This is a genomic window from Janthinobacterium sp. NKUCC06_STL, assembly GCF_019345455.1.
Classification (GTDB): Bacteria; Pseudomonadota; Gammaproteobacteria; order Burkholderiales; family Burkholderiaceae_D; genus Janthinobacterium; species Janthinobacterium rivuli.
Genome location: NZ_JAHKQY010000007.1, coordinates 77,924 through 104,025 on the forward strand (window position 1 = coordinate 77,924; position 26,102 = coordinate 104,025).

Here is a 26,102-nt window from a genome sequence, read left to right on the forward strand (position 1 = left end):
TTTTTCATTTCTATGAGGCAATTAGTAGTGCAAATCATGTATCGCCAGCCGTATAATTGTTTCATAACAAGACCACCGGAGACAGATCATTAGCTACCGAGGGAATCAGTATGAAATTGACGGACATGAAGATAGGCGTGCGCCTGGGCGCCGGTTTTGGCGTGGTGCTGCTGCTGATGGCAGTGCTGGTGGGCACGGGCCTGCTGCGCCTGGACAAGATCGGCGCGCTCAGCGAAGCCATCATCGAGAAAGACTGGGCCAAGGCCGACGCCATCGCCACCATCCGCAGCACCACGCGTTCAAACGCGGCACTGGTGCTGGAGCTGTTCATCCATGAAGATCCGGCCCGCGCCAACGCCATCCACGGCGAAATCGACGCCAATAAAGCCACCATCACCGATGCGCTGGCCATCCTCGACCGCCTGATCGTGCTGCCTGAAGGCAAGGAACTGCTGGCCACCCTGAAGCAGCAGCGCAAGGCTTATGTCGTCTCGTTCAGCCAGGCCGACAAGCTGCTGGTGGCGGGACAGCGCGCGGAAGCGGCCATGCACGTGCGCGACGATACCCTGCCCGCCCTGAACCAGTTGCAACAATCCGTGAACCGCCTGAATGAAATCCAGCGCGGCGTGGTCGTGCATGGCGGCCAGCAGATCAAGCAGAATATTTCCGCGGCGAATGTGTTGATGGCCAGCCTGGGCACGGCCGCGCTGCTGCTGGGCGTGCTCTTCGCCTGGCGGGTCACGCGCTCGATCACCACGCCGATCGCGTATGCGCTGCGCGTGGCGCAAGCCGTGGCAGGAGGCGACCTGAGCAGTAAAATCGTGGCCGACGGCAAGGATGAAGCAGGCCAGTTGCTGCAGGCCCTGCGCGACATGAACACCAACCTGGCCACCCTGGTGGGACAAGTGCGCGGTGGCACGGGCACGATCGCCGTGGCGTCGAGCCAGATCGCCAGCGGCAATGCCGACCTGTCGGCCCGCACGGAAGCGCAAGCCAGCGCGCTGGAAGAGACGGCTTCGTCGATGATCGAACTGACCGGCACCGTGCGCAGCAATAGCGACAATGCGCGCCAGGCCGACAGCCTGGCCCGCTCGGCGTCCACCATCGCGCAGCGCGGCGGCTCGGCCATGGCGGAAGTGATCGGCACCATGGACGCCATCAATGCCTCGTCGCGCAAGATCGTCGACATCATCGCCGTCATCGATGGCATCGCCTTCCAGACGAATATCCTGGCCCTGAACGCGGCTGTCGAGGCGGCGCGTGCCGGCGAGCAAGGCCGTGGCTTTGCCGTCGTGGCCTCCGAAGTGCGCAACCTGGCGCAACGCTCGGCCGCGGCGGCGAAGGAAATCAAGGAACTGATCGCCGACTCCGTCAGCCGGGTCGATCAAGGCGCGCAACTGGTCAGCCAGGCGGGCGCCACCATGGATGAAGTGGTGGCCAGCGTGGGCCGGGTCAGCGCCATCGTCGGTGAAATCAGCGTCGCCAACCACGAGCAAAGCGAAGGCATCGAGCAGATCAATGCGGCCATCATGCAGATGGATCAGACGACGCAGCAAAACGCGGCCCTCGTCGAGGAAGCGGCCGCGGCGGCGGCAGCCATGCATGAACAGGCGGGCGAACTGGAAACTCTCGTCAGCCAGTTCAAGCTGGAACAGAGCACCGGCGGCAAGACGCCAGGCCGTCCTGCTGCGTCCGTCCCGCGCTTGCACTAAGTTGCTTATTCTTGCTTATTCCACCTGGCGCGCCAGGCGGATGCCCGTAAATTGCCAGCGCGCGCCGGCCGGGAAGAAATTGCGGTAACTAGCGCGCGCATGGCCGGCCGGCGTGGCGCACGACGAACCGCGCAGCACATACTGGTTCAGCATGAACTTGCCGTTGTATTCGCCGAGCGCCCCGGGCGCCGTGCGGTAACCGGGATACGGCGCGTAGCTGCTGCTGGTCCACTGCCAGCAGTGGCCGAACATTTGCCGCAATCCCGTTCCCGGCGCGCCAGCGGCCGGATGCAGCTGGCCCGTTTCCACGGCGACGCCTTGCGCCGCCACTTCCCACTCCGCTTCCGTCGGCAGGCGCGCGCCAGCCCAGTGCGCATAAGCGTCCGCCTCGAACAGGGACAGATGCGTGGCCGGTGCCTGCAAGTCCAGCGGACGCAAGCCGAATAAGGTGAATTCCTGCCAGTGGCCGGCGTCATCGCGCTGCCAGTACAGCGGGCATGCAAGTTGCTGACTGCGTACCCAGTCCCAGCCTTCGGCCAGCCACAAATGTGCGGTGCGGTAGCCGCCCGCCTCGATGAAAGCGAGATATTCGCCATTCGTCACCAGCGCGCTGGCCAGTTCGAACGGCGCCACGTATTGCGGATGGCGCGGCAATTCATTGTCAAAGCAAAAACCATCGCCCGCATGGCCGATCTGCGCCAGGCCGCCGTCGAAGGCGAGCCAGGCCGTGGGCTGCGCAGCTTGCGGCGCTGGCGGAGCGGTGTTATCAAGATAAGCGGGAAACAGGGCGCTCTGCGCCAGCAGGTGCTTGACATCCGTCAACAGCAGCTCCTGGTGCTGCTGCTCGTGTTCGAGGCCCAGCGCCAGCAGCATGGTCAGCCGTTCGCGCTCGCCGCGCGCCAGTTCGCCCGCCAGCAGACGCGCGATGCGCGCATCGACGTTGGCCCGGTAGGCGCGCACGACATCCATGCCGGGCCGCGTCAGCAAACCCCGCTGGGCGCGCGGATGCTTTTCGCCCACGCCGTTGTAATAGGAATTGAACAGCACGCGGAAGGCGGGGTGGAACGGCGCGAACGCCGCTTCCATGCTTTCCAGGATAAATGTTTCGAAAAACCAGGTGGTATGCGCCAGGTGCCATTTCACGGGACTGGCGTCCGGCATCGACTGGGCGCCGCAATCCTCGTCGGACAGGGGTTCGGCCAGCCGCAGCGAGTGCTGGCGCACTTGATGGTAATGATCGATCAGCATCTTTTCTTTCTTAATCCCGGATCACTCTGGCGTAAATCACGGCAAACCACTGCTGCGGGTCCGTCCAGACTTGCACGGTGGAAAACCCCGCCTGCTCCAGCAAGCCGACGAAGGTGGCGCGCGTGTATTTGTAGCTGTCTTCCGTATGAATACGCTCGCCTTTCGCGAAGCGCCGCTGGCCACCTTTCCAGTGGACAATTTGTTCACTGCGCGCTTCCAGGTGCATCTCGACGCGGCGCTCGTCGGCATTGAAAAAGCCGTGGTGCTGCCAGGCGCGCACATCGAAGTCGGCGCCGATCAGGCCGTTCACGTGGCGCAGCATGTTCAGGTTGAAGGCGGCCGTCACGCCCAGCGCATCATCATACGCCGCGTCGAGGATGGCGTCTTCCTTGATCAGGTCAACGCCGATCAGCAGGCCGCCGTCGCCATCCGCATTCGCGCGCAGGCGGCGCAAAAACGCGGTCGCTTGCTCTGGCGCAAAATTGCCGATCGACGAGCCGGGATAGAAGAACAATCGCCGCGCGTCGCGCACGCTGTCGGGCAAGTCCAGGCGGCTGGAGAAATCCAGGCCCAGGCCCGTCATTTCGATGTGCGGAAAGCGCTGCTGCAGCCGGCTCAGCGATTCGCTGAGGAAATCGTAGGAAATGTCCACGGCCACGTACTGGGCCGGGTGCAGCAGCGGAAACAGGCTGGCGGCCTTGGCGCAATTGCCCGCGCCCAGGTCGATCAGGGTGCTGCCCGGCCCCACGGCATGGGCGATCTCGGCGCCGTGGCGGGCGAAGATGGCCGCTTCCGTGCGCGTCGGATAGTACTCGGGCAAGGCGCAGATGGCTTCGAACAGTTTCGAACCGAGCGCGTCGTACAGGTACTTGGGCGACGTCCAGGCATCGCGCGCCAGCAGGCCGCTGCTGATCTCGGCTATCGTGGCAGGAGTGGCGCTGGCCGCTTCTGCGTTGCTGGCGGGATACAAATTAAACTGCTGTTGCGCAAGTGGCATGGTCATGGGCTGGCGTCGTCAATGTTAGGTTCACGAAGGGCTTGCACGGTCAGCCACCGGGCGCGCCCCCCCCTGCCGTAGCGGTTTGCGGGCGCCTTGCCGATGACTTTTTTCCATCATAACGGAATCCGCGCAAGCCAGCCGTGCGGCAGGTAACTTAAGGTCGATGCGCGCCGTCTGCCGCAGGAACCACACAAAAGTGGTATTGCCAAGCAAAAAGCATAAGCCTGTCGTATACTACACATTGTCGGCCAAACAATCCGCGCCCCTTTGCAGTTCCCAGGCCCCCCTCTCCCCCGCGTGCCTCCCTTTACGATAGCCGTTATTAATCAAGATCACCATGCTCGAATTGCGCCATCTGTCGAAGTCCTATGCCAACGCCCGTCCCGTGCTGGCCAACATTTCCTGCCGTTTCAAGGCGGGGGAATTCATCGCCATCATGGGCGACTCGGGCGTGGGCAAGTCGACACTGCTGAACCTGATCGCCGGCCTCGATACGCCCGACGCGGGTGCCGAAGCGCACCCTATCCTGGTGGACGGCATTGCCATGTCCAGCCTCGATGACGCCGCCGCGACCCGGCTGCGTCGCGCCCGCATGGGCTTTATTTTCCAGGCCTTCCACGTCTTGCCGCACCTGACCCTGCTGCAAAACGTGGCCCTGCCGCTGCTGCTCAACGGACTGCCCCAGGAGCGTGCCGCCAGCATGCTCGAGGCGGTCGGCCTGGGCGGACGCGGCGGCGACTTTCCGCAGCAATTGTCCGGCGGCGAAATGCAGCGCGTGGCCATCGCCCGCGCACTCGTGCACAAGCCGGCGCTGGTGCTGGCCGACGAGCCCACGGGCAACCTCGACCCGGACACGGCGCACAGCATCCTGCAATTGCTGCGCGCCGAAATCAAGGCCAACGGCAGTTGCGCGATCATGGTCACGCATTCGCTGGCCGCCGCCGAAATGGCGGACCGGACCATGATTTTGACGAAAAGCGGATTACAAAATACAACAATCGTCAACCAAATTGATCAAACAATCAGTTAATTTAACTGACCATCTGTCACAAGTTTTGTTATCGTAGTATTATTTAAAACACTTGCCTGGTTATCAATGTTGTAACGCGAATGGTGTACTACGTCACCCGGACAGCCGTACTGCGATGACGAACTATAGCCGGGACCGCGTAAAGTGGTCTCGTCCCTTGCATAACCTGAAGGAGGAGTAAATGAACGTTCGGCAAAAGAAGCTGGAAATGATTGAAGCGATGAACCGGGCGCGTGCGCTCGAACCATCGAGTTTTGTGCCCAACAAGCTGCTCGATACCCTGATCGAGAAGCTGAACCTGAAAAATGATGCGGAACTGTGCCGTGTACTGGAGGTCCAGCCCCCCATCATCAGCAAGATTCGGCACGGCAAACTGTCGGTCGGTGCAACGATTTTATTGCGCATGCATGAAAAATCGGACATCACCATCCGCGAACTGAAGGAACTGTCCGCCACGCCAGTCCATTGATATACCCGCTGTTGTAATGCCATGCCAGGCACCCAGGTCCCCGGCGCCATGAACTTTTGCCATACAATTCGCGCAGTTCGCCCACCGCACCACAACCGGGCACGATAGCGAAGAGACCCAGCCCAAACCATGCTGACCGTTTCTCTGCCTTCCCGCTCCAGCCCTCCCCGCTTCTCCCCCTGTATTTCCACTCAAACTTGATCTGACACAACACGCATAGTCCGCGCAGGCATCAAGGTCAGCTTTTAACCAGCGATCCCAACCGCATGTCCAGCGATCCTCTTGCGCCGCCCGTGCTGCGCCTGACGCTCACGCGCGATCCCCTCGCCCATGCCGGCGACTGCCCCGCCGCGCCCGGCTGGCATGCCGACACCCACGTGCTGTCCGGCGCGCGCGGCATCGGCAGTTGCCGCATCGCCCTCGATATCGGCCCGGACGACGTGGTGCAACTGCTGCTGTGCGACGGCAGTTCGCTGCTCGCTGGCAGCCTGGACCTGCCGCGCTACCTGGGGCCGGCCACATTGCCGCGCGACGGCGCCCCCGCCAGCATCGAAGTGGGGCTGGCCTTGCGCCCGCAGGCGGCGCGCCAGCCGCCCGGCGCCAGCCGCGACGGCCTGGGCGCCTGGATGCTGCGGGCCGTGCGCGTGTACCGCTGCGGCGCCGCCGCCATGACGGCGCTGGCGGCGGCGGGCGCCTTTCAGGACCGCCAACTGGACCAGCGCCTGGGCCTGTACCGCTGCGGCATCGAGGCGGGCAGCATGACGGCCGTCGCCAGCCTGCCCGCCGGGCCGGAACCGGTGCTGCTGCTGTTGCACGGCACGGCCTCGTCGACCCAGCGCAGCTTTGCCGGCCTGTGGCGCAACGGCCTGGCGCCGCAACTGGCGGCGCAATACGGCAACCGCATCTATGGCTATGAGCACCGCAGCCTCAGCGACAGCCCCATCGAAAATGCGCTGACCCTCGTGCGCCAGTTGCCGCACGGCGCCGTCCTGCACCTCCTGAGCCATTCGCGCGGCGGCCTGGTGGGCGAATTGCTGGCGCGCGCGCAGCGCATCGACAGCCGCGGCGCCGTCGACCTGGCCGGCGACGGCCTGGAGCGGCTGAGCGAAAACACGGTGGGCGGCGAAGCGTTCAACAGCCATGATATCGACCACTTCACGGCGCAGGCGCGGCTGGGCGGACGCGCCGGTCACGACGCGGATGCGGCGCGCCTGCGCGCACTGAGCGTGGAACTCAAAACGCGCGCCATCCGCATCGCCCGCTTCGTGCGCGTGGCCTGCCCGGCGCGCGGCACCACCCTGATGTCGGGCCGGCTCGACCGCTGGGCCAGCGTGATGTTCAATCTGCTGCTGCACGGCGGCGTACCCGACGGCGCCATGGCTTTCCTGCTGGCCGTGGTGCGGCAGCGCTGCGATGCGCGCATCCTGCCGGGCCTCGAAGCGATGATGCCCGACTCGCCCCTGGTGGCGCTGCTCAACGCGCCCGACGTGCGCGTGGCCAGCCCGCTGCATGTGCTGGCCGGCGCGTGCAGCGGCGATGGCCTGCTGGGCTGGCTGGGCGACTGCCTCGACGACCAGCTCTACGGCGGACAGAATGACCTGGTGGTCAATTGCGCCTCGATGGCCGGCGGCGCCACGCGCAGCACGCCGGTACGGCAACTGCTGCTGCGCGGGCCGCACGCGCACCACCTGAACTACTTCGAGCGCGCGCCGTCGGGCCAGGCCGCCGTGCAGGCGCTCACTGGCGACGAGACGGCCTACCTGCCGCTGCCCGGCATCGAACACGGCCCGCTGGCGCGCGGCGGCGAAGTGCCGAAACGGCGCGCCCACGCACCGATCGTGCTGCTGCTGCCCGACATCATGGGCAGCCACCTGCAAGTGGGCAGCAACCGCATCTGGTTCGACCCCGTCAACCTCGTCGAAGGGCGCATCGAACGCCTGGCCGTGGGCCAGCCGCACATCGTCAGCGCCGGCTGGATCGAATCGTGCTACGAACCATTTGCCCGTTTTCTCGCGCAAAGCCAGGAAGTGCGGCCCTTTACCTATGACTGGCGTCTGTCGCTGCAGCACTCCAGCAACGCCTTCCTGCCCGTGCTCGACGACGCCATGCGCGACGCGGAACAGCGCGGACAAGCGCTGCGCATCGTCGCCCACGGCATGGGCGGGCTGGTGGCGCGCCTGGCCCTGAAAGACCGCTGGCAGCGTTTCGGCGCCCTGCCCGGCAGCCGCTTGCTGCAGGTGGGTACGGCCAACCGCGGCACGCAGGCGATGGTGCAAGTGCTGCTGGGACGCGACCGGCTGGTGCAGATGCTGGCCTGCTGGATCGGCTGGAAGCACACGCGGCGCCAGTTCCTCGGCTTCGTGCGCGCCTTTCCCGGCGTGCTGGACATGCTGCCGTGGCCGCAGGCGGGCGGCATCGACTACTTCGATGCCGAGGCCTGGGCGCGGCTGGCTGCAGGCGATGTTCAAGCGGGCCTGCCCGGCGGCTGGCAGGCGCCCGAGGCCCAGGCGCTGGCTGCGGCGCGCGCCACCGTGGCCCTGCTGGAAGCGGCCCCGCTCGACGCGCGCCATTGCAGCTATCTGGCGGGCTGCGCCGCCACGCCGGTGGCGCTGCGCCTGCGCGACGGCGGCATCGAGACGGCCTGGTCGCCGGACGGCGATGGCCGCACGGCCTGGCAAGGCGCGGTGCCGGACGGCGTGGCGGCCTGCTACCTGCCGGTGGCGCACGGCGACCTGCTGCTGCAAAAGGACTACTACCCGGCCATCGCGCAGCTGCTCGACAGCGGCCAGGCCGCCGCCCTGCCGCGCCACCCGCCGCACGCGCCCGGCGGCATACCGCCCCGCTTCCATCCATATGCCCCCGACGCCACGCCGCTATACCCGCAGCCGCAGGAATTGCTCGACGCGGCCATCGGCGCCGCCGGCCCCGCCAGCGCGCCGGAAAGCCGCGCGCCGCAGCTGAGCCTATCCCTCATCCACGGCAGCATGGCCTCGGCCGACGCGCCCGTCATGAGCGGCTGCTACGCCTCCGAATCGCTGCGCGGCAGCATGAGCTTTCTCGACCGCCTGCTGGCCGGCAAGCTGCAGGAAATCCACGCGCTGGGGCGCTTTCCGCAGCGCCCCGACTCCGCCCTCGTGGTGCTGCAGCCCGATGCGGCGCGCCGGCCCGGCGGCGCCATCGTCATCGGCCTGGGCGCGCTGGGCGAGCTGACGCCGGGCGAACTGGCGCGCGCCTTTGCCGGCGGCCTGCTCGAATACGCGTGCGTCTGCCTGCAGGTGCGCGCCGCCGGCCATGTGGCCGCGCCGCCGATGGGCGAACACGGCTTGCGCGTGGCCAGCCTGCTGTCCGGATCCGGCTATGGCGGCTTGAGCATCGCCCTGTGCGCGCGCGCCCTGATCGATGGCGCGCGCAGCGCCAACCGGCGCCTGGAAGACGCGGGCATGGCATGCCGCATCGGCCACATCGCCATCTACGAACAGTCCGAGGCGCGCGCCATCGCCGCCGCCGTGGCCATCGAACAGATCATGGCCGAGGCGCGCTACCAAGGCAGCTTCACGTTCGAGCGGCGCATCCGCCACAGCCCGGGCGGCTACCGGCGCATCCTGCCCAGCCTGAGCGGCGACAATGGCTGGCGCCGCGTGCAGATCGTCGCCGCGGATCTCTCCGGCGCCCTGCGCTTCACCGTGCTGACGGACCGCGCGCACAACAGCGTCGACGAAGAGCCGAACCAGCGGCAAGCCGTCGACGGCCTGATCATGGACGCCACCGACAACACCACCGACCAGCCGGGCCTGTCGCGCGCCCTGTACGAACTGATGCTGCCCAATGGCCTGAAGGCAGCCATCCCCGAGATGCGCGGCCTGATCCTGGCAGTCGACCAGAGCGCCGCCATCTATCCGTGGGAGCTGATGCGCGACGAGGCGGGCAGCGAGGAAAGCCCGCTGTCGACGCGCATCGGCATGGTGCGCCAGCTGGCCAGCCTGCGCGAGCAGCCGCCCGCCGTCAGCCCGCCCAGCAACAGCGTGCTGGTGATCGGCGACACCGATTCCGGTCTGCCCGAGCTGCCCGGCGCGCAAGCCGAGGCGCAGGACGTGGCGCGCATGTTCGGCGCGTACGGCTACCAGGTGCGCGCGCTGCTGCGCCCGCAGGCCCAGCGCGTGCTGGTGCACCTGTTCGACGAGCGCTATTTCGCCATCCACCTGGCCGGCCACGGCGAAGTAGCCGGTCCCGGCATCGCCCATACGGGCCTGGTGCTGGGACCGAAGACGCGGCTGACGGCGGCGCAGGTGGGTAAATTGAAGCGCGTGCCGCAATTCGTCTTCATCAATTGCTGCCACCTGGGCGACATGCGCCCGGACGCCATCGCACCGTGGTCGAAACTGGCCGCCAGCCTGGCCACGGCCTTCATTGAAATGGGCTCGCAGGCGGTGATCGCGGCCGGCTGGCGCATCGACGACCAGGCGGCCAGCATCTTCGCGCACAGCTTTTATCACGCCATGCTGAGCGGCGAATACTTCGGCGACGCCGTGCGCCTGGCGCGCGAGGCGGCCTACCTGCAGTTTCCGGCCTCGAACACCTGGGGCGCCTACCAGGCGTATGGCGACGACCGCTACCGCTTTCCGAATACCCAGAGCCGCCCCTGGCAAGCGCCCGACTACCACTACCACGGCCACTTGCTGGCCGACCTGGAAACCCTGCACGCGCGCCTGGCGGGCGCCGATCCTGCGCGCCGCGCGGCCATCGAGGAAAAGCTGGGCAGCATCGAAGAAGCCGTGCGCGCGCGCTTCTTCGGCTGCGCCGACATCCGCGAAAACATGGCCGCCGCGCGCGCCGGTCTCGGTGGCCTGGAGAATACCCTGCGCGCCATCGAACACTATCGGGCGGCGCACAGCGCGGCCGACGGCAAGGTGGGCTTGCGCGCGCTGGCGCACTGGGCGGAACTGGAGATACGCCAGGGCGCGGCCCTGTGCGGGCTCGATGCGGGCGCCGGCATCGAGGTGCCGGCCGTGCCCGATATGGCGCAGGGACGGCAGTTGCTGCAGGATGGAAAACAGCATATCGATCTGCTGGTGGCGCTGGCGCCCACGGCGCAGCGCCTGGCCCTGCTGGGACGCTACTGGGCCTTGCAGGCGCGCCTGGCCTGCACCGAAGGAAGCTCCGGCGCGCCGGCACTGCGCGCCATGACGGATGCCTGCCTGGCCGCGCTGGAAGAAGCGCGGCGGCGCAGCGGCGTGGCCGACTGCGACCTGATTTTCCAGGTGCTGGCGGGCGCCCTGCTGCTGAAAGCCCATGGCGACGGCGGCGCCTGGCGCGCGCTCGATCCGCAGCTGGGCGACTTGCTGCATGACGCCATCGCCTATGCGCGCCAGCGCCACGCGGACGAACACCGCGCCATCGACGCCGGCGCCCCCGTGCGCGCCGCCCTGCTGGCGGCCCTGTGGCAGGTGCCGGACGGCCAGCCTTTCGACGCGCCCGCGCGCGCCGCCTTCCTGGCCCTGTACCACGACGCCGTGCGGCGCCACGGCAGCATCGGCGAACCCGAAACGATCACGGCGCCGCTGCGCTTCCTGCTTGAACTGCTGCCGCCCGACAGCGCGGACACCGGCTTGCGCAGCGCCGTGCAGGCACTGGCCAGCCAGTTGCAGGCCTCACTTCCCGGCGTCGGTCTTAGCCAGGCACCACGCCGTAATGGCGCGCATAGCGCTCGTCCAGATTCGCCAGCGGCATCATCATGAACATGTCGGCGCTTTCGAAATCAGGATCCCAGGCCGGTTCGCCGCAAATCCAGGCGCCCGAACGCAGATAGCCCTTGATCAGCGGTGGCACCTGCGGCTTGTGCGCCGCTTCCACCTGGTGGATGGGGAAAGGCAGGTGCGGCGTGACGCGGTATTCGCTTGGCGCCATGTGCTTTTCGGCCAGCGCCTGGTACACGGCGACGGCGTTATGCCCACCATCGGCCAGGCTGATGCTGGCGCAGCCGACCAGGTAGTCGCAGCGCTCGCGGCGCATGTACTCGGCCAGGCCCGACCACAGCAGCATGATCACGCTGCCGCCCCGGTATTTCGGGTGGATGCAGGCGCGGCCCGCTTCGACCATGCGTCCGCGCAAATTCTTCAGGCGGCTCAGGTCGAACTCGTTTTCCGAATACAGCCGGCCGATCTTGGCCGCCTTGGCCGCGCTCAGCACGCGGTAGGTGCCCACCACTTTCAGGGTATCGGCATCGCGCACGATCAGGTGGTCGCAGTGCGCGTCGAATTCATCGCTGTCGAGGCCATCGGCGTTGGCCAGCGACGTCAAGCCCATGGTTTCGATAAACACCTTGTAGCGCAAACGCTGGACTTCGCGCACTTCCGCCGCGGTAGTGGCCTGGCTCAGCACCAGTTGGACCGGACGGGCCTTGGCTTCGTTTGATGCGATTATGTTCTGCATGGTTTCATCCCTGTGATCAAGACGACTCCAGCGTACTTGTCTAATATGTCAGGAAAATGACAGCCGAATGTCATTTCCGTGACGCAAGTCAATGTCATTCGGGGATCGTGCATAATTACCACACTCGCCCAGCCCAAAGAGCCCATGAAAGACACCGACGCCGTCCACATCACGCCCTACACCAAGCCCGCCGCCGGCTGGGACGCCCTGAAACACGTGGCCATCAGCCTGCGCCAGGAGCGCGTTGCGCCCGGGAACCTGAAGGCGCTGCTGGCGCAAAACCAGCCCGACGGTTTTGACTGTCCCGGCTGCGCCTGGCCCGACCGCAACCACGCTTCCACGTTTGCCTTTTGCGAAAACGGCGCCAAGGCCGTCGCCGCCGAAGCGACCAGCCGCCGCGCCGGCCCGGAGCTGTTCGCCAGCCATACCGTCACGCAGCTGCTGCAACAATCGGACTACGCACTCGAGCAGCACGGCCGTTTGACGGAACCGATGGTGTACGACGCTGCCAGCGACCGCTATGTGCCGATTTCCTGGGATAACGCCTATGCCCTCGTGGGGCGCCACCTGCGCGCCCTGCCCGCCCCGAACCAGGCTGCGTTCTACACGTCGGGCCGCGCCAGCAACGAAGCCGCCTTTCTGTACCAGCTGATGGCGCGCCTGTACGGCACCAATAACTTCCCCGACTGCTCCAACATGTGCCACGAGGCGACCAGCCGCGGCTTGCCGGCCACGGTGGGCATCGGCAAGGGCACGGTGACGCTGGCCGACTTCGAACTGGCCGACACCATCCTCATCTTCGGCCAGAATCCCGCCACCAACCACCCGCGCATGCTGGGCGAACTGCGCGACTGCGCGCGCCGCGGCGGCAGCATCGTTTCCATCAATCCCCTGCGCGAACGGGGCTTGCAGCGCTTCATGGACCCGCAAAGCGCGCTGGAAATGGCAACCTTGGGCAGCACGCGCCTGGCCGGCCTGTTCGTCCAGCCTACCCTGGGCGGCGACTTCGCCCTGATCAAGGCCGTCGCCAAGAGGGTCGTCGAACATGACGATGCGGCGCAGGCGGCAGGCAGGCCCGCCGTCATCGACCACGCCTTCATCGCAGAACACTGCAGCGGCTTCGACGCCTTCCGCGACGACTTGCGCGCAGAGAATTGGCAACTGCTCGTGGCAGAATCGGGCGTGGCGCGCGCGCAGATCGAGGCGCTGACGGACATTTTTATTCATGGCCAGCGCATCATCGCCACCTGGGGCATGGGCCTGACGCAGCACAAGCACAGCGTGGCGGCCATCCGCATGCTGTCGAACCTGATGATGCTGCGCGGGCAGATCGGCAAGCCGGGCGCCGGGCTGTGCCCCGTGCGCGGCCACTCCAACGTGCAGGGCGACCGCACGGTGGGCATCGAGGAAAAGCCGACAGCGGCCTTCCTCGACCGCCTGGGCCAGGTGTATGGATTTGCGCCGCCGCGCGCGCATGGCCACGACGTGGTGGCCAGCATCGAAGCGATGCGGCGCGGGGAAGTAAAAGTGTTCATCGCGCTGGGCGGCAATTTCGCCGCCGCCACGCCGGACACGCCGCTGACCTTTGCCGCCCTGCGCCAGTGCGCGCTGACGGTGCAGGTGGCCACCAAGCTCAATCGCAGCCACCTGGTCATCGGCAAGGCAGCCTTGCTGCTGCCCACCCTGGGGCGCACGGAGATCGACCTGCAGCACGGCGTGGCGCAGGGCGTGACGGTGGAAGACTCGATGAGCATGGTGCATATCTCGTACGGCCGCAATGCGCCCGCTTCGCCGCAGTTGCGCTCGGAAGTGGCCATCGTGGCCGGCATGGCCGAAGCGACGCTGGGCAGCAGTCTGGTCGACTGGCGCGCGTACGCGGCCGATTATGCGCGCATCCGCGACGACATCGAAAAGGTGTTTGACGACTTTTACGACTACAACGCCAGGGTGGCGCAGCCGGGCGGCTTTCATTTGACGGTGGCGTCGCGCGAGCGCGTGTGGAAGACAGCCAGCGGCAAGGCCAGCTTCCTCGTCGCCCCGCTGGACCGCGATACGCCGCTGCACCGCGCTAGAGCGCGCCATGGCAAGCGCCTGATGGTGTTGATGAGCACGCGCTCGCACGACCAGTACAACACCACCATCTACGGCATGGATGACCGCTACCGCGGCGTGTACGGCACGCGCAAGGTGGTCTTCGCCAACGTGGAAGATATCGCCATGCTGGGCTTTGCCGATGGCGAACTGGTGGACTTGATCGGCGCCTGGGACGATGGCGTGGCGCGCCGCGCCGACGGTTTCCGTCTCGTCGCCTACGACATCCCGCGCGGCTGCCTGGGCGCGTATTATCCCGAGACGAACGCGCTGGTGCCGCTGGCCAGCACGGCCGACGGCGCCGGCACGCCCACGTCGAAGTCCGTGCCCGTGCTGCTGCAACGCAGTGCAGTTAAAGCGTGATGGCTGGCGTGTAATCGACGTAGGCATCCTGGCGGCAGAAACCCACCAGCTTCATGCCCGCCTGCGTGGCGATGGAAATGGCCAGTGAACTGGGGGCGGAAATCGTCGCCAGCAGCGGGATCTGCATGCGCGCCGCCTTGCGCGCCAGCTCGTAGCTGCCACGGCTGGACAGAAAAACGAAGCCGCGCCGCATGTCGATATCGTGCAGCGCCAGATGGCCAATCAATTTATCCAGGCCATTGTGGCGGCCGACGTCCTCGAACACGTGCACGATATCGCCGTCGGGCGTGCACCACGCGGCCGCGTGCACGCCGCCCGTTTCCCGCATCAGCGCCTGGCGCTCGCGCAAGCCGCTTGATGCGCGCGCCAGTGCGGCCGGCAAGTCGACGTGGATCAGGGACGGCGGCAGCGCTTGCGGCTGCAAGTCGAGCATGTCGATGCTGTCGATGCCGCACACGCCGCAGCCCGTGCGGCCCGTCAGCTGGCGGCGCCGGTCCTTCAGGCGCACGAAATCTTCCTGGGCGATGCTCAACGCCACTTCGGCCGAATCGGCGCGCAGGAACACTTCGCAGTCGAAAATGGCATCGGCGGAAGCGACCACGCCTTCCGTCAGCGCGAAGCCATACGCGAACGCTTCCAGATCGCGCGGCGTGGCCATCATGACGACGTGGGAAATGCCATTGAAGACCAGCGCGACGGGGATTTCCTCGGCGACGTGGTCGATGACGGGGGTAGCAACGCCCGCCTGGTGGCGGACGATGGCGCGCTCGACGAAGCCGGCGCGTTCGATCTCTGTATCTTCTGACATGGCAACCATGGGGGAACTATCACAAGCCCCATGGTAAACCAGAACGGCCAGGCAGGGGTGCGGCCCCTGCCCGCGCCATCAATCCTTCTTCGGACGGCCCGTTTTCAGCTGCGGCAAGCCGGCCAGCACGTTTTGCAGGGTGGCCAGGTCGATCTGGCTGATCAGCGCCACGCCAATGCGCAGCAATTCGCTTTTCTTGATCTCGAAACCGGCCTTCAGGCAGGCTTTTTTCACCTGGCCCAGCACTTCATATTCCGCTTCCGGCATGGTGAAGCTGTCGCGCACGAGTTTCGGCTTGCGGGCTTTTTCCTTGACGGCGGCGACCTTGGCGACCGGCGCTTTTTTCGCTGGCGCAGGCTTGGCGGCCGCTTTGGCTGCCGGTTTCGCTACCGGTTTGGCGGCGGCTTTCGCTGCAGGCTTGGCGGCGGGCTTCGCGGCAACCTTGGCCGCTGGCTTGGCAACGGCTTTGGCGACGACGGCCTTGGCCGCCGGCTTGGCGGCGGGCGCCTTGGCTGCGGCAGCTTTCGCTGCTACTGGTTTCGCTGCTACTGGTTTCGCTGCCGCAGGCTTGGCGGCGACCGGCTTGACGGCGGCTTTTGCCACCGGCTTGGCCGCAGGCTTCACGGCTGGCTTGGCTGCAGGCTTGGCGGCTGGCGCGGCCTTGGCCGCTGCCGCATTGATCGAAGCGCTGGTGGGGAACATCGATACGGGCGCGCTGTCGGCTTTTTTCGCTGGGACGGTTTTGGTCATGGATTTTCCAATCTAATAAATAATATAAACAATATATACTGTTTTTAAAAATATTGCTTGCTGCACATCAAGTCATGCGCACGGCATGGTGCAATGACCCACTATGCGCTGGCGCGGATGGTGAAATCGACGCCCACCTCATCCCAGAATTCCTGCTCCTTCTCGATCCAGAACGACACGGTGGGATGGTGCGCCACCCAGCCGCGCTTGATATCGAGCTCGATGCGGCTCTTCATGCGCAGGCGCAGTTCGCTGAAATCGGCTTCGATGCGCGCATGCATGAGCAGGATCGACAGGCGCAGGGCCAGCACGGCCTTGGCGAAATCAGGGTCGGACAGCACTTCGCCGATCTTGCGCAAGTTGCCCTTCTGCGCCAGGATCAGCCGGCTCATGGTCTTCTGTTCGCGCGTGGTAAAACCTGGCAAGTCGGCGTTTTCCACGATGTAGGAGGCATGCTTGTGATAGCCAGTCTGCGACACGGCCAGGCCCACTTCGTGCAGCAGGCTGCTCCAGCGCAGGCATTTCACCAGGGCGTCGGAGGTGGGCTTGAGCTGCGCATACATGGCCAGCGCCTGCTCTGCCACCCGGCCGGCGCGCTGCTGGTCGATATGAAATTTCTCCATGCAGCCCTGCACCGACTGCTCGCGGCGGTCGCGCTTGGTCGAGCGCAGGTACAAATCCCACATCACGCCCATGCGCAAACCCGCCTCGATCGGCGTCATGGCGGGAATGGCCAGTTCGCGGAACAGGCCGATCAAAATGGCCAGGCCGCCGACGATGGTACTGGCGCGGTCGGGGCGCAAGCCGGGCATGTCGATGCGGCTGGTGTGACCGAGTTCGATGAAGCGGCGCGCCAGCGCGTCGAGGCTGACGCTCGTAAGCAAGCCGTCACCGAGCTTGTTGCGGGCGATGATGTCGGCGATGGTGCGGATGGTGCCGGAAGAGCCGTAAGCCGTCTTCCAGTGCTGCGGATGATACGGCGGCGCCGCATCCTCGAAGTGGCTGCGCGCCGACAAAATGGCGGCCTCGAACGACGGCGCGTCGATGCGTCCGCCGATGAAGAACGACAGGCTTTGCTTGACCGTGCCCAGGCTGAACGACTCCACCCGCTCGATATCGTTGCCGCGCCCCAGTATCAGTTCCGTCGAGCCGCCGCCGATATCCATCACCAGCCGGCGTTCGCCGGGTATGGCCAGCGCATTGGCCACGCCCATGTAGATCAGGCGCCCCTCTTCCTCGCCCGAGATGATCTCGATCGGATGGCCGATGGCTTGCTCGGCCAGCGGCAGGAAGACGGCGCCGTTGCGCGCCACGCGCATGGCCGACGTGGCCACCACGCGCACGGCATCGAGTTCGAAGCCGGCGAGGATGGCGCGAAAGCGCTGCAAACAGGCCAGCGCGCCCTGCATGGCCGCTTCGGTCAGGTCGCCATTGGCGTCCAGACCGGCGGCCAGGCGTATCGGGTCGCGCACGCTCTTGACCACGCGGATCGTGTCGCCATCATGCTTGCCGACGTGTAAACGAAAACTGTTGGACCCCAGGTCCACCGCTGCATACATACTGGCCTCTTGTCTTGTCATTGCAATGCCAACTGAAAAAGTTGGCAAACTCAGTTGCTAAACTATATAAATCATTTAAACGATTTAAAAATCCTACCACACTACCCCCATCGTATGACAGCGGCGTGACAGGATTGTGACAAGAAGTCGCGCAGCGGCGACGTTTACGGCACGATGGTGGTGAACAGATAGACAGCGAAAATCACCAGGTGCACCGTGCCCTGCATGACCGTGGTGCGCCCCGTGCCCAGCGACAGGGTGGCCACCATCAGCGACAGCAGCAACAGCACCGTCGACTTGATGTCGAGTCCCAGGGTAATCGTCAGCCCCGTGGCCAGCGACACCACCACCACGGCGGGTATCGTCAGGCCGATGCTGGCCAGCGCGGAACCGAGCGCCAGGTTCAGACTCGTTTGCAGACGGTTCGCACGCGCGGCGCGCACGGCGGCCAGGCCTTCGGGCAGCAGCACGATGGCGGCGATGACGATGCCGACCAGGGTTTTCGGCGCGCCCATGGCCGCAATCGCCGTCTCCAGCGCGGGCGCCAGCGACTTGGCCAACAGCACCACGGCGCCCAGGCACACCAGCAGCGCGCCGGCGCTGACCCAGGCGACCGTGGGCGTGGGCGGCGCCGCATGCACCTCTTCATCACCGACGGCTTCCTTGGGCAGGAAGTAATCGCGGTGGCGCACCGTCTGCACCAGCACGAAGGTGCCATACAGGACCAGCGAGATCACGGCGATGAAAATCAGCTGGCTGGAATTGTAGAAGGGACCGGCGGTGCTCGAGGTGTAGTTCGGCAGCACCAGGGTCAGAACGGCAATCGCCGCCAGGGTGGCCAGCGACGCGCTCACGCCCAGCAGGCCGAAGGTCTGCTCGCGATGGCGCCCGGCGCCCAGCAACAGGCAGATGCCGACGATGCCGTTCAAAATGATCATGATGGCGGCAAACACGGTGTCGCGCGCCAGGCCCGTCGTTTCCGGTCCGCCGGCCAGCATCAGCGAGACGATCAGCGCCACCTCGATCAGGGTCACGGCCAGCGCCAGCACCAGGGTGCCATACGGTTCGCCGATGCGGTGGGCGACCACTTCCGCGTGGTACACGGCGGCCAGCACGCTGCCGATCAGGCCAGCCACCAGCAGTATCTGGTAGGCGCCGCCAAGATTGAAGGTGGAACCGAACAGGAACAGCCAACCGGCAATCGGGGCGGCAAGCGGCCATACAGGCAGGGATTTGAGCATTTTCATTATGGGCCTGGCAAGAGTAAAAAAGGGGAACTGCGGTGCGAACGGCAAAGGACAGCCTGGCGTGCATGCCACAGCATAACTTGCCTAGCTTAAATGAAAGTTAGGGAATGCACATGCTCGGGTGCCGGCGCCCCGCGCCTCGCTCACCTTTCAACCACCTTGCTGCAGTGCACCTGCTTGCTATCAGTAACTATAGTCCCTTTAGTAACATGCCGTTGCAATTTTCTTGTGTTTTTTGCTTCCTGCAGCCATCATAATGCGGAGTCCGCCCTCGCGGCACCAACCAAGGACAGACGATGATTTCAATAAACAGCACAGCCATGCGCAGGCTCATCTTCGCCGGCAGCTTGCTGTGCGCCGCCGCACACGCGGACACGCCGCCAGCGCCCGAAGCGCAGGTTGACGCGAACTGGGCCACCCCGCCCGCGCCTGCCGCGGAATCACGCTGGCAAGACAGCCTGCCGCCCGCGCCACCCGTGGCGCCACGCGAAGAAAAGATACTGCCCAAGAGCGAATGGCTGACCGTCGAGCCGATGAAGGCGCCTGACCGGCGCTGCGATCCGGGTCTCGATGCCCTGTTCCTGCCCAAGGAATGCGGCAAGGAACCGAGCTGGCTGGGCTCGCGCAAGAAATAATCCGATTTAAATATGGCTCTGTCATCGGCAAGTAGGGAAATGTCGGAATCTTCCTGTGGCCGTGCTGTCTGACTCTGCATACTCACCTCACAGGGAGCAGAAGATCATGCGGCCAGCCGAATGGATCAGTTTTATCGCGCAGTTTGCTCATTTGAGCCAGCGCCAGCGGCAGGCGGGCGTTGCCCTGCTGCGAGGTAACTCTCCACACGACGCGACCGTCGCGCTGCTGGAAAGTGTGGCGCAGTTGCGATTGGCCTGTCCCGCCTGCCACTCGGTGCACTTGCACCGGCACGGCCATGCGCACGGCCTGCAGCGCTACCGCTGCGTGCCCTGCGGTCGCACCTTCAATGCACTCACCGGCACGCCGTTGGCCCGCTTGCGCCATAAAACCTTGTGGCTCGACTACACCGATTGCCTGCTGGCATCGGATTCCGTGCGCAAGGCGGCGTTACAGTTAGGCGTGCACCGCAACACCACGTTCCGCTGGCGCCACCGGTTTTTGTCGTTGGCAAAAACGGACCGGCCGCATGGTCTGCATGGTATCGCCGAGGCAGACGAGCTATATCTGCTGGAATCGGAAAAGGGATCCAGAAACATGACGCGTCCAGCCCGCTGCCGGGGCGGCCATGCCCACAAGCGCGGCATTTCCAATGAACAGGTCTGCATCCTGGTGGCACGCGACCGCACGGGGCAGACGCTCGATTTTGTCACGGGAAAAGGGGCGTTGACGAAAGCGCAGCTGCATCATTGCTTGTTACCCGTTATCGACAAGGACGTGCTGCTGGTGACCGATGGCCACGCCGCCTACCGGGCCTTTGCGAGGGAAGCGGGCATCAGCCACCAGGCCGTCAACTTGCGCGGCGGTATCCGCGTGCAGGGCGCCGCCCACGTGCAGAACGTCAACGCGTATCACAGCCGATTGCGCGAGTGGCTGCAGCCCTTTCACGGCGTGGCGACGCGCTACTTGCCGAACTACTTGGGATGGCGCTGGATCCTCGACGCCAGGCGCATCCGTTCACCAGAAACATTATTGAAAGCAACGCTGGGAGCATTCCCTCATCTGACGGTGACATAGCCTTAAATATCGAGGGTGCTGGCAGCTTGCGCCTCGATGACCCTGTTGCGGCCCGCCTGCTTGGCCGATTGCAGCGCCTCGTCGGCCCGCTTGAACAGGCTGACGGTGCTGTCTTCCGCGCGGATGGTGGTCACGCCCAGGCTGGCCGTCAGTTGCAGCACGGCCCGTTCCGTCTTGACGGGCAGCACCTCCACGGCGGCGCGGATGCGCTCGGCCACCATCAGCGCATCGGCCAGGGTCGTGCGCGGCAGCTGGATGGCGAACTCGGCGCCGCCCAGACGGCCCATCAGGTCGCTGTCGCGCAGTTGCTGGCGGCAGGTGTCGACGATGGTTTTCAGCACCGCATCACCGACCGGATGGCCATAGCTGTCGTTGACTCGTTTGAAGTGGTCGATATTGAGCACCACCAGCGCCGTGGGCAAGCCGGGCCGGCGCGCCAGCGCCATCCACGGCGCCAGCGCCTGGTAAAAGCCGCGCCGGTTCGGCACGCCCGTGGCCGCGTCGAGCACTTCCAGGCGCGCCAGCTCGCCGCCCAGTTTTTCACGCGACAGCAGCAAATAGCCGAAGGCGTTCGTCAGCATCATCAGGTACAGGGCGCCGAAGCCGGCCAGCTGCAGCAGCTCGGCATCAAAAGCCGGGATGGTGGCGGCCAGCACGCCGCGCGCGGCGATCAGCAAGGACAGCAATCCCATGCTGACGACGAGGAAGCGGCGCAGCATGCTCGCCTCGCGCCATTTCAGGCACAGCGCGGCCACGCCGGCGAGGAAGAAACCGGCCACGATCAGCGAACCACCGGCGCTGCGCAACAGCGGCGCCACATCGAACAGATAGCAGGCGGCAAACAGCCCCACCGACACACCCAGCGCGGGCAAGACATAGCGGCGCCAGCCGCTGCGCCCGGCCGCCTGCCACAGCGCGCCCGCGTCCAGCGCCATGCCGGCAAACAGCAGGCTGTTGCCCAGCAAGATGGAGAGGGAATCGGGCAGCACGCCGCGGAAATACAGCAGACACCAGGCCACGGCCTGGCATTGCTTGGCCACCGCCCAGGTGGACATGCTGAGCGACTTCTTGCGCTCGTACTCGAAGAAGAACAGGGCCGCGCACAGGCTCAGATTGCCGAGCGCCAGGGCCAGTACCAGGGTCTTGATATCCATGGGCTACGCCGTCGCCGCGCAGGCGCGGCACGCCAGCTCAGATTTCGTGCTCGACATTGGTACTGCCGTCGCCAACCTTGCTGGCCCAGGCCTGCACGAAATACTGCTTTTCCACTTCGCTGGGAACTTCATGCCAGAAGACGATGAGGGTGCCCTTGTGGTCGTGGATTTGCGCCACTTTTTCAATGAAACCGACATTGCCGGCCTGGTCGGCCAGCGCCGCCGCGTAGCCGTACACGCGCGTCAACCGCTCGATGCGGTCAGGCTCCGTAAAACTGTTCGTCGCCGTAATGATGGGGTGGTCCAAAAACATGCTTGTCTCCATGGTGCCCGACTGCGCAGCCGTGCCGCCACGCGCCGTATGCATATACATATACGCATGCTCGGCGCGGATTAATCGGGTATGCTCACGGGAGCTTATCAGATTTCTCTGAATGCAACAAAGCATCTCCCCCAGTCCACTCAGCGAAGTCGTCCCATGCCGGAAAACAGAAGCACCACCCCGCCTGCTCCGCAGGTGCATACCTGTGGCGACCGGCGCCGCCTGGAATTCCAGCCCGGCATGATCCAGAGCGAAATGCTGCTGTCGCGCCCCGACCATCTGCTGCTGCGCTACGCGCGCGCCATGATGTGCTTTACCCTGTTCGTGCCGCGCCCGCGGCACATCCTGATGGTGGGCCTGGGCGGCGGCTCGCTGCTGAAATTCTGCCACCGCCACCTGCCCGACACGCGCATCACGGTGCTGGAATTGCGCGCCGACGTGATCGCCCTGCGCGAGCAGTTCATGCTGCCGCCCGACGATGCGCGCCTGCGCGTCATCGAGACGGACGCCGTCAGCTATATCCGCCAGCATCCGGGCTGCGCCGACGTGCTGCTGCTCGACGGCTACGACGAGACGGGCCTGCCGCCGGCCCTGGGCAGCGCGCGCTTCTATGCGGACTGCCTGCGCGCGCTGCTGCCCGGCGGCGTACTGGTGGCCAACCTGTTCAGCTATGACGAGCACTATCCCGCCATGCTGGCGCGCCTGATGCTGACTTTCCGCGGCGCCGTGTGCCACTTCGACGGCATCGCCGGCAATAACCGCATCGTCTTTGCCGCCAAGCCCGAGCCGGGCCAGGACGCCGACGGCCGCGCCATGCGCATGGTGCGCCTGGTGCGCTGGCGCCGGATGGCCGGCCTGTCTTTCCTGAACCGCTGGCTGCCGGCATGGCAGTTATGGCGCCTGCGCCGCCAGTCAGGCGCGGGCAACGACTGAAAGTCGTCTTCCCCCGTCATAGATGTTGTTGCTTATTAGCAGTGATTTGGTGCAAAATTCGCATGATGGAAGTGGTTTATGACAAACTACGGCCAGCGTGGGGCCGGCAGGCGCCGCCGAACCCATGTGTCCATGAAGTGAGATAGGAAAAACCATGCTGCGTGGCCGCCTGCCATTGTCGATTTCCGCCGCGGCCGCGCTGACCTTTGCCTGCGGCGTCAGCGTGACGGCCGTGCTGTTTGCCGCCATCAGCCAGCTTGAATACGACAAGATGGGCCTGAGCCTGCAGCAGCGCGCCGGCGCCAGGGTGGCCGCCATCGAGCAGGGACTCGACGACGCGGTCGAGGTGCTGACCACCACGAACCAGCTGTTTGCCGCCGTCGTGCCCGTCACGCGCGAGCAGTTCCACGACTTCACCACGCCGCTGCTGCAGCGCCACCCCTTCATCCAGGCCTTCAATTTCCACCGCATCGTGCCGCATGCGCAACGGCCTGCATTCGAGGCCGAACTGCGGCGCATCGTGCCCGGCTACGCCATGACGGAAATGCGCGATGGCGCCGTCGTGCCCGCCACGACGCGCGCCAGCTACCTGGTGGTCGATTACCTCGAACCCTTGCAGGGCAACGGCCCCGCCTTCGGCCTGAACGTCAGCCCGAGCGGCGTGCTGGCGCGCGCGCTGGAACAGGCGATCATCAGCGGCCAGACCACCGCCACCGGCCTGCTGGCCCTGGCGCAAGGGCCGCAACGGGGCTTCGTCATCGTGCGTCCCGTCTACCGCCACGGCGTGCCCCTGCAAACGATAGCGCAGCGGCGCGCGGCGCTGATCGGCGATACGGCGGTCATCGTGCGCGCCGGGGAACTGGTGCAGAAAATCCTTGCCGGCGCCGACCTGCTGGGCGACTCCCAGCTTGAACTCAGTGTCTACGCGGACGCCGGCGCCGACCCGCATCAATTGATCTTCCGCCACGGCCAGGCGCCCGTCGACGAGCCGGGCGGCGCCTGGGAGTCCTTGCCGCGCTGGCTGCACTTTGCCTACCACAGCCATTATGACCGGGCCTTCACGTCCGCCGGCCGGTCCTGGCACGTGCGCGTGGTGGCCCATCCGCGACCCTTCCTGGCCGACCATCTGGGGTCATTGTTTACCCTGATCACGGGCTTGCTGTTCAGCACGCTGACGGCCGCCTTCGTGCAGTCGCTGACGCAGCGCTCGCGTCGCGTGCAACTGCTGGTGGAGCAGCGCACGGCCGACCTCAAGCGCAGCAACGAGCTGCTCAGCGCCGACGTGCGGGCGCGCCAGCGCACGGAGCGCGCCTTGCAGGAAAGCGAAAAGCGCTTCCGTCGCCTGCTGGCCCTGTCCTCGGACTGGTACTGGGAACAGGACGCCCATTTCTGCTTCACCCACATCACCAGCGGTTTCACGGACAAGTCGAACATGCCGCTGGAACGCTTCATCGGCATGACGCGCTGGGACAATAACCCGGAGATGCGCAATTCGCGCTGGGGCAAGCAGCATATCGCCAACCTGGAAGCGCACCTGCCCTTTTCCAACCTCGAATATGCGATGCAGGACCGCGACGGCCAGCTGCGCTGGTTCAGCATCAATGGCGAACCGCTGTTCAACGAGCTCGGTGAATTTCGCGGCTACCGGGGCACGGGCTCCGAAATCACGGAACGCAAGCTGGCCGAACAGCAAATCCAGCACATCGCCCACCACGACGTGCTGACGGGTTTGCCCAACCGCGCGCTGCTGCGCGACCGCCTGGCGCAGGCGATGGCTCTGTCGCGCCGCAAGAACCGCGCCTTGTGGGTGCTGTTGATCGACCTCGACCGTTTCAAGTTCGTCAACGACAGCCTCGGACACAAGGCCGGCGACCTGCTGCTGAAAACCATCGCCACGCGATTGCAGGCCAGCCTGCGCGAAAGCGATACGGTGGCGCGCCTGTCGGGCGACGAATTCGTCGCCATCCTGTGCGAACAGGCCGACGAAGTGCTCAGCGGCGCCATCGTGCAGCGCGTGATGGATGCCGTGGCCCAGCCCGTGCTATTGGACGGCAAGGAATTCTTCGTCACCTGCAGCATCGGCGTGGCCGTGTACGACATGTCGCGCTACGACGCGCCCGGCGACGTGACCCTGAATGGCGAAACGCAGAACCTGATCGAGCAGGCCGACATCGCCATGTACTGCGCCAAGAAACAGGGCCGCAACAACATCAAGTTCTACACGTCGGCCATGAACCAGGCCACCTTGGAGCGCCTGCGCATCGAGACGGCGCTGCGCAACGCGCTGGAACGCGAGCAGTTCGTGCTGCATTACCAGCCGCAGGTGGACCTGGCCAGCGGGCGCATCGTCGGCGTGGAAGCGCTGCTGCGCTGGCAGCATCCTGACCTGGGCATGGTGGCGCCGCAGCGCTTCATCGCGCTGGCCGAAGACACGGGCCTGATCGTGCCGATCGGCGCCTGGGTCATGCGCGAAGCGTGCGCGCAGGTGAAGCGCTGGCATGCGGCGGGACTCGACACCTTGCGCCTGGCCGTGAACCTGTCGGCGCGCCAGTTCAACGAGCCGAACCTGGTGGCCTCGATTGCGGAAGTGCTGCAGGAAACGGGCTTGCCGCCCGCCTGCCTGGAGCTGGAACTGACGGAAAGCCTGTTCATGCACGACGTGGCGCTGGCCGTCAGCCAGCTGCACGACATGAAGGCGCTGGGGGTGCAGCTGTCGATCGACGACTTCGGCACCGGCTATTCCAGCTTCGCCTACCTGCGCACCTTCCCCATCGACGTGCTGAAGATCGACCGCAGTTTCGTCGGCGACGTGGCGCGCGACGCGGACGATGCGGCCATCGTCGTCTCCATCATCGCCCTGGCGCACAATCTGAAACTGCGCGTGGTGGCCGAAGGCGTGGAAACGGCGGAGCAGCTCGATTACCTGCGCCGCCATGGCTGCGACGAAGCGCAAGGCTATTACTTCAGCCGGCCGCTGCCCGCGCACGAGGTGGAAGCCCTGCTGCGGGCGGAAGAAACACCCGTCATGCTGTAGCCGGCGGCGGCACCCTGGCGCCCAATTGCAGCTCCTGCCAATCGGGCTCGATGCCAGCCTGCGCCAAAAACGACGCCACATCCGATGCGCGGGCCGGATCGATATCCTGTTGCGGATGCGCCCACAACAGATCGCACTCCGAGCAAACGATCACCTGTTGCCCCGTTTTGCGGATGGTCGCATGCAGCAGGTCGCCATATTCGCCGCAGGTGGGGCACTCCATGCTCTTCTCCTTCATGCCCG

The 26,102-nt window shown here is 65.6% G+C and carries 19 protein-coding genes; 9 read left to right on the forward strand and 10 right to left on the reverse strand.

Annotated elements, in window-relative coordinates; all coding sequences use genetic code 11:
* The first annotated feature begins 110 nt into the window (after positions 1 to 110).
* A complete protein-coding gene (locus KO539_RS20685) occupies positions 111 to 1,712 on the forward strand; it encodes a methyl-accepting chemotaxis protein (RefSeq protein ID WP_219311353.1) in 1,602 nt (533 codons plus the stop codon).
* A gap of 15 nt (positions 1,713 to 1,727) precedes the next feature.
* On the opposite strand, the gene egtB is transcribed toward KO539_RS20685, so the two are convergent.
* Both egtB and egtD read right to left on the reverse strand, forming a co-directional pair.
* The gene (gene egtB / locus KO539_RS20690) at positions 1,728 to 2,960 is read right to left on the reverse strand and encodes an ergothioneine biosynthesis protein EgtB (RefSeq protein WP_219311355.1); all 1,233 of its coding nucleotides are present in this window, start codon (positions 2,958 to 2,960) and stop codon (positions 1,728 to 1,730) included.
* A 10-nt stretch (positions 2,961 to 2,970) separates the two neighbouring features.
* On the reverse strand, positions 2,971 to 3,963 hold the full coding sequence (gene egtD / locus KO539_RS20695; protein WP_257626385.1) for an L-histidine N(alpha)-methyltransferase: 993 nt from the start codon (positions 3,961 to 3,963) through the stop codon (positions 2,971 to 2,973).
* 334 nt (positions 3,964 to 4,297) lie between these two features.
* Between egtD and KO539_RS20700 the strand changes: the two genes are divergently transcribed.
* The 3 genes from KO539_RS20700 (at position 4,298) to KO539_RS20710 (ending at position 11,194) form a co-directional block, all read left to right on the forward strand.
* Positions 4,298 to 4,990 (forward strand): ABC transporter ATP-binding protein, encoded by a 693-nt coding sequence (locus tag KO539_RS20700; protein ID WP_034757401.1) that lies wholly within the window; start codon positions 4,298 to 4,300, stop codon positions 4,988 to 4,990.
* A gap of 181 nt (positions 4,991 to 5,171) precedes the next feature.
* A complete protein-coding gene (locus KO539_RS20705) occupies positions 5,172 to 5,459 on the forward strand; it encodes a hypothetical protein (protein ID WP_034757399.1) in 288 nt (95 codons plus the stop codon).
* A gap of 266 nt (positions 5,460 to 5,725) precedes the next feature.
* Positions 5,726 to 11,194 (forward strand): CHAT domain-containing protein, encoded by a 5,469-nt coding sequence (locus KO539_RS20710; RefSeq protein ID WP_219311357.1) that lies wholly within the window; start codon positions 5,726 to 5,728, stop codon positions 11,192 to 11,194.
* Here the strand turns inward: KO539_RS20710 and KO539_RS20715 are convergent.
* Positions 11,127 to 11,888, reverse strand: a complete 762-nt coding sequence (locus tag KO539_RS20715; RefSeq protein WP_034786047.1) for a GNAT family N-acetyltransferase — start codon at positions 11,886 to 11,888, stop codon at positions 11,127 to 11,129. The genes KO539_RS20710 and KO539_RS20715 overlap by 68 nt on opposite strands.
* Positions 11,889 to 12,032: 144 nt before the next feature.
* Here KO539_RS20715 and KO539_RS20720 point away from each other — a divergent pair, with 144 nt between their 5' ends.
* Entirely contained in the window at positions 12,033 to 14,342 is a 2,310-nt protein-coding gene (locus KO539_RS20720) for an FdhF/YdeP family oxidoreductase (protein ID WP_219311359.1), read from the forward strand.
* Here KO539_RS20720 and fdhD read toward each other — a convergent pair.
* The 4 genes from fdhD to KO539_RS20740 form a co-directional block, all read right to left on the reverse strand.
* Complete coding sequence (gene fdhD / locus KO539_RS20725) at positions 14,332 to 15,159, reverse strand: formate dehydrogenase accessory sulfurtransferase FdhD (protein ID WP_219311361.1); 828 nt, start codon at positions 15,157 to 15,159, stop codon at positions 14,332 to 14,334. The two genes, KO539_RS20720 and fdhD, sit on opposite strands and share 11 nt — an antisense overlap.
* 69 nt (positions 15,160 to 15,228) lie before the next feature.
* The gene (locus tag KO539_RS20730) at positions 15,229 to 15,900 is read right to left on the reverse strand and encodes a hypothetical protein (protein ID WP_219311363.1); all 672 of its coding nucleotides are present in this window, start codon (positions 15,898 to 15,900) and stop codon (positions 15,229 to 15,231) included.
* Between the two features lie 101 nt (positions 15,901 to 16,001).
* Positions 16,002 to 17,459: a Ppx/GppA phosphatase family protein gene (locus KO539_RS20735; protein WP_176388314.1), complete on the reverse strand. Its 1,458-nt coding sequence runs from the start codon at positions 17,457 to 17,459 to the stop codon at positions 16,002 to 16,004.
* Positions 17,460 to 17,623: 164 nt separating this feature from the next.
* Positions 17,624 to 18,706: a calcium:proton antiporter gene (locus tag KO539_RS20740; RefSeq protein WP_219311365.1), complete on the reverse strand. Its 1,083-nt coding sequence runs from the start codon at positions 18,704 to 18,706 to the stop codon at positions 17,624 to 17,626.
* Between the two features lie 320 nt (positions 18,707 to 19,026).
* Here KO539_RS20740 and KO539_RS20745 point away from each other — a divergent pair, with 320 nt between their 5' ends.
* Both KO539_RS20745 and KO539_RS20750 read left to right on the forward strand, forming a co-directional pair.
* Positions 19,027 to 19,341: a hypothetical protein gene (locus KO539_RS20745; protein WP_219311367.1), complete on the forward strand. Its 315-nt coding sequence runs from the start codon at positions 19,027 to 19,029 to the stop codon at positions 19,339 to 19,341.
* 106 nt (positions 19,342 to 19,447) lie between these two features.
* Complete coding sequence (locus KO539_RS20750; protein ID WP_219311369.1) at positions 19,448 to 20,416, forward strand: IS1595 family transposase; 969 nt, start codon at positions 19,448 to 19,450, stop codon at positions 20,414 to 20,416.
* Between the two features lie 2 nt (positions 20,417 to 20,418).
* On the opposite strand, the gene KO539_RS20755 is transcribed toward KO539_RS20750, so the two are convergent.
* Entirely contained in the window at positions 20,419 to 21,570 is a 1,152-nt protein-coding gene (locus KO539_RS20755) for a diguanylate cyclase (protein WP_219311371.1), read from the reverse strand.
* Between the two features lie 37 nt (positions 21,571 to 21,607).
* Positions 21,608 to 21,883 (reverse strand): hypothetical protein, encoded by a 276-nt coding sequence (locus KO539_RS20760; RefSeq protein WP_035826809.1) that lies wholly within the window; start codon positions 21,881 to 21,883, stop codon positions 21,608 to 21,610.
* A 165-nt stretch (positions 21,884 to 22,048) separates the two neighbouring features.
* On the opposite strand from KO539_RS20760, the gene KO539_RS20765 reads away from it, so the two are divergent.
* Positions 22,049 to 22,825, forward strand: a complete 777-nt coding sequence (locus tag KO539_RS20765) for a transferase spermidine synthase (RefSeq protein WP_219311373.1) — start codon at positions 22,049 to 22,051, stop codon at positions 22,823 to 22,825.
* Positions 22,826 to 22,979: 154 nt separating this feature from the next.
* Positions 22,980 to 25,859 (forward strand): EAL domain-containing protein, encoded by a 2,880-nt coding sequence (locus KO539_RS20770; RefSeq protein WP_219311375.1) that lies wholly within the window; start codon positions 22,980 to 22,982, stop codon positions 25,857 to 25,859.
* Here KO539_RS20770 and KO539_RS20775 read toward each other — a convergent pair.
* Positions 25,849 to 26,097, reverse strand: coding sequence for a hypothetical protein (locus KO539_RS20775; RefSeq protein ID WP_219311377.1), 249 nt, complete (start codon positions 26,095 to 26,097; stop codon positions 25,849 to 25,851). The genes KO539_RS20770 and KO539_RS20775 overlap by 11 nt on opposite strands.
* Positions 26,098 to 26,102: the final 5 nt, after the last annotated feature.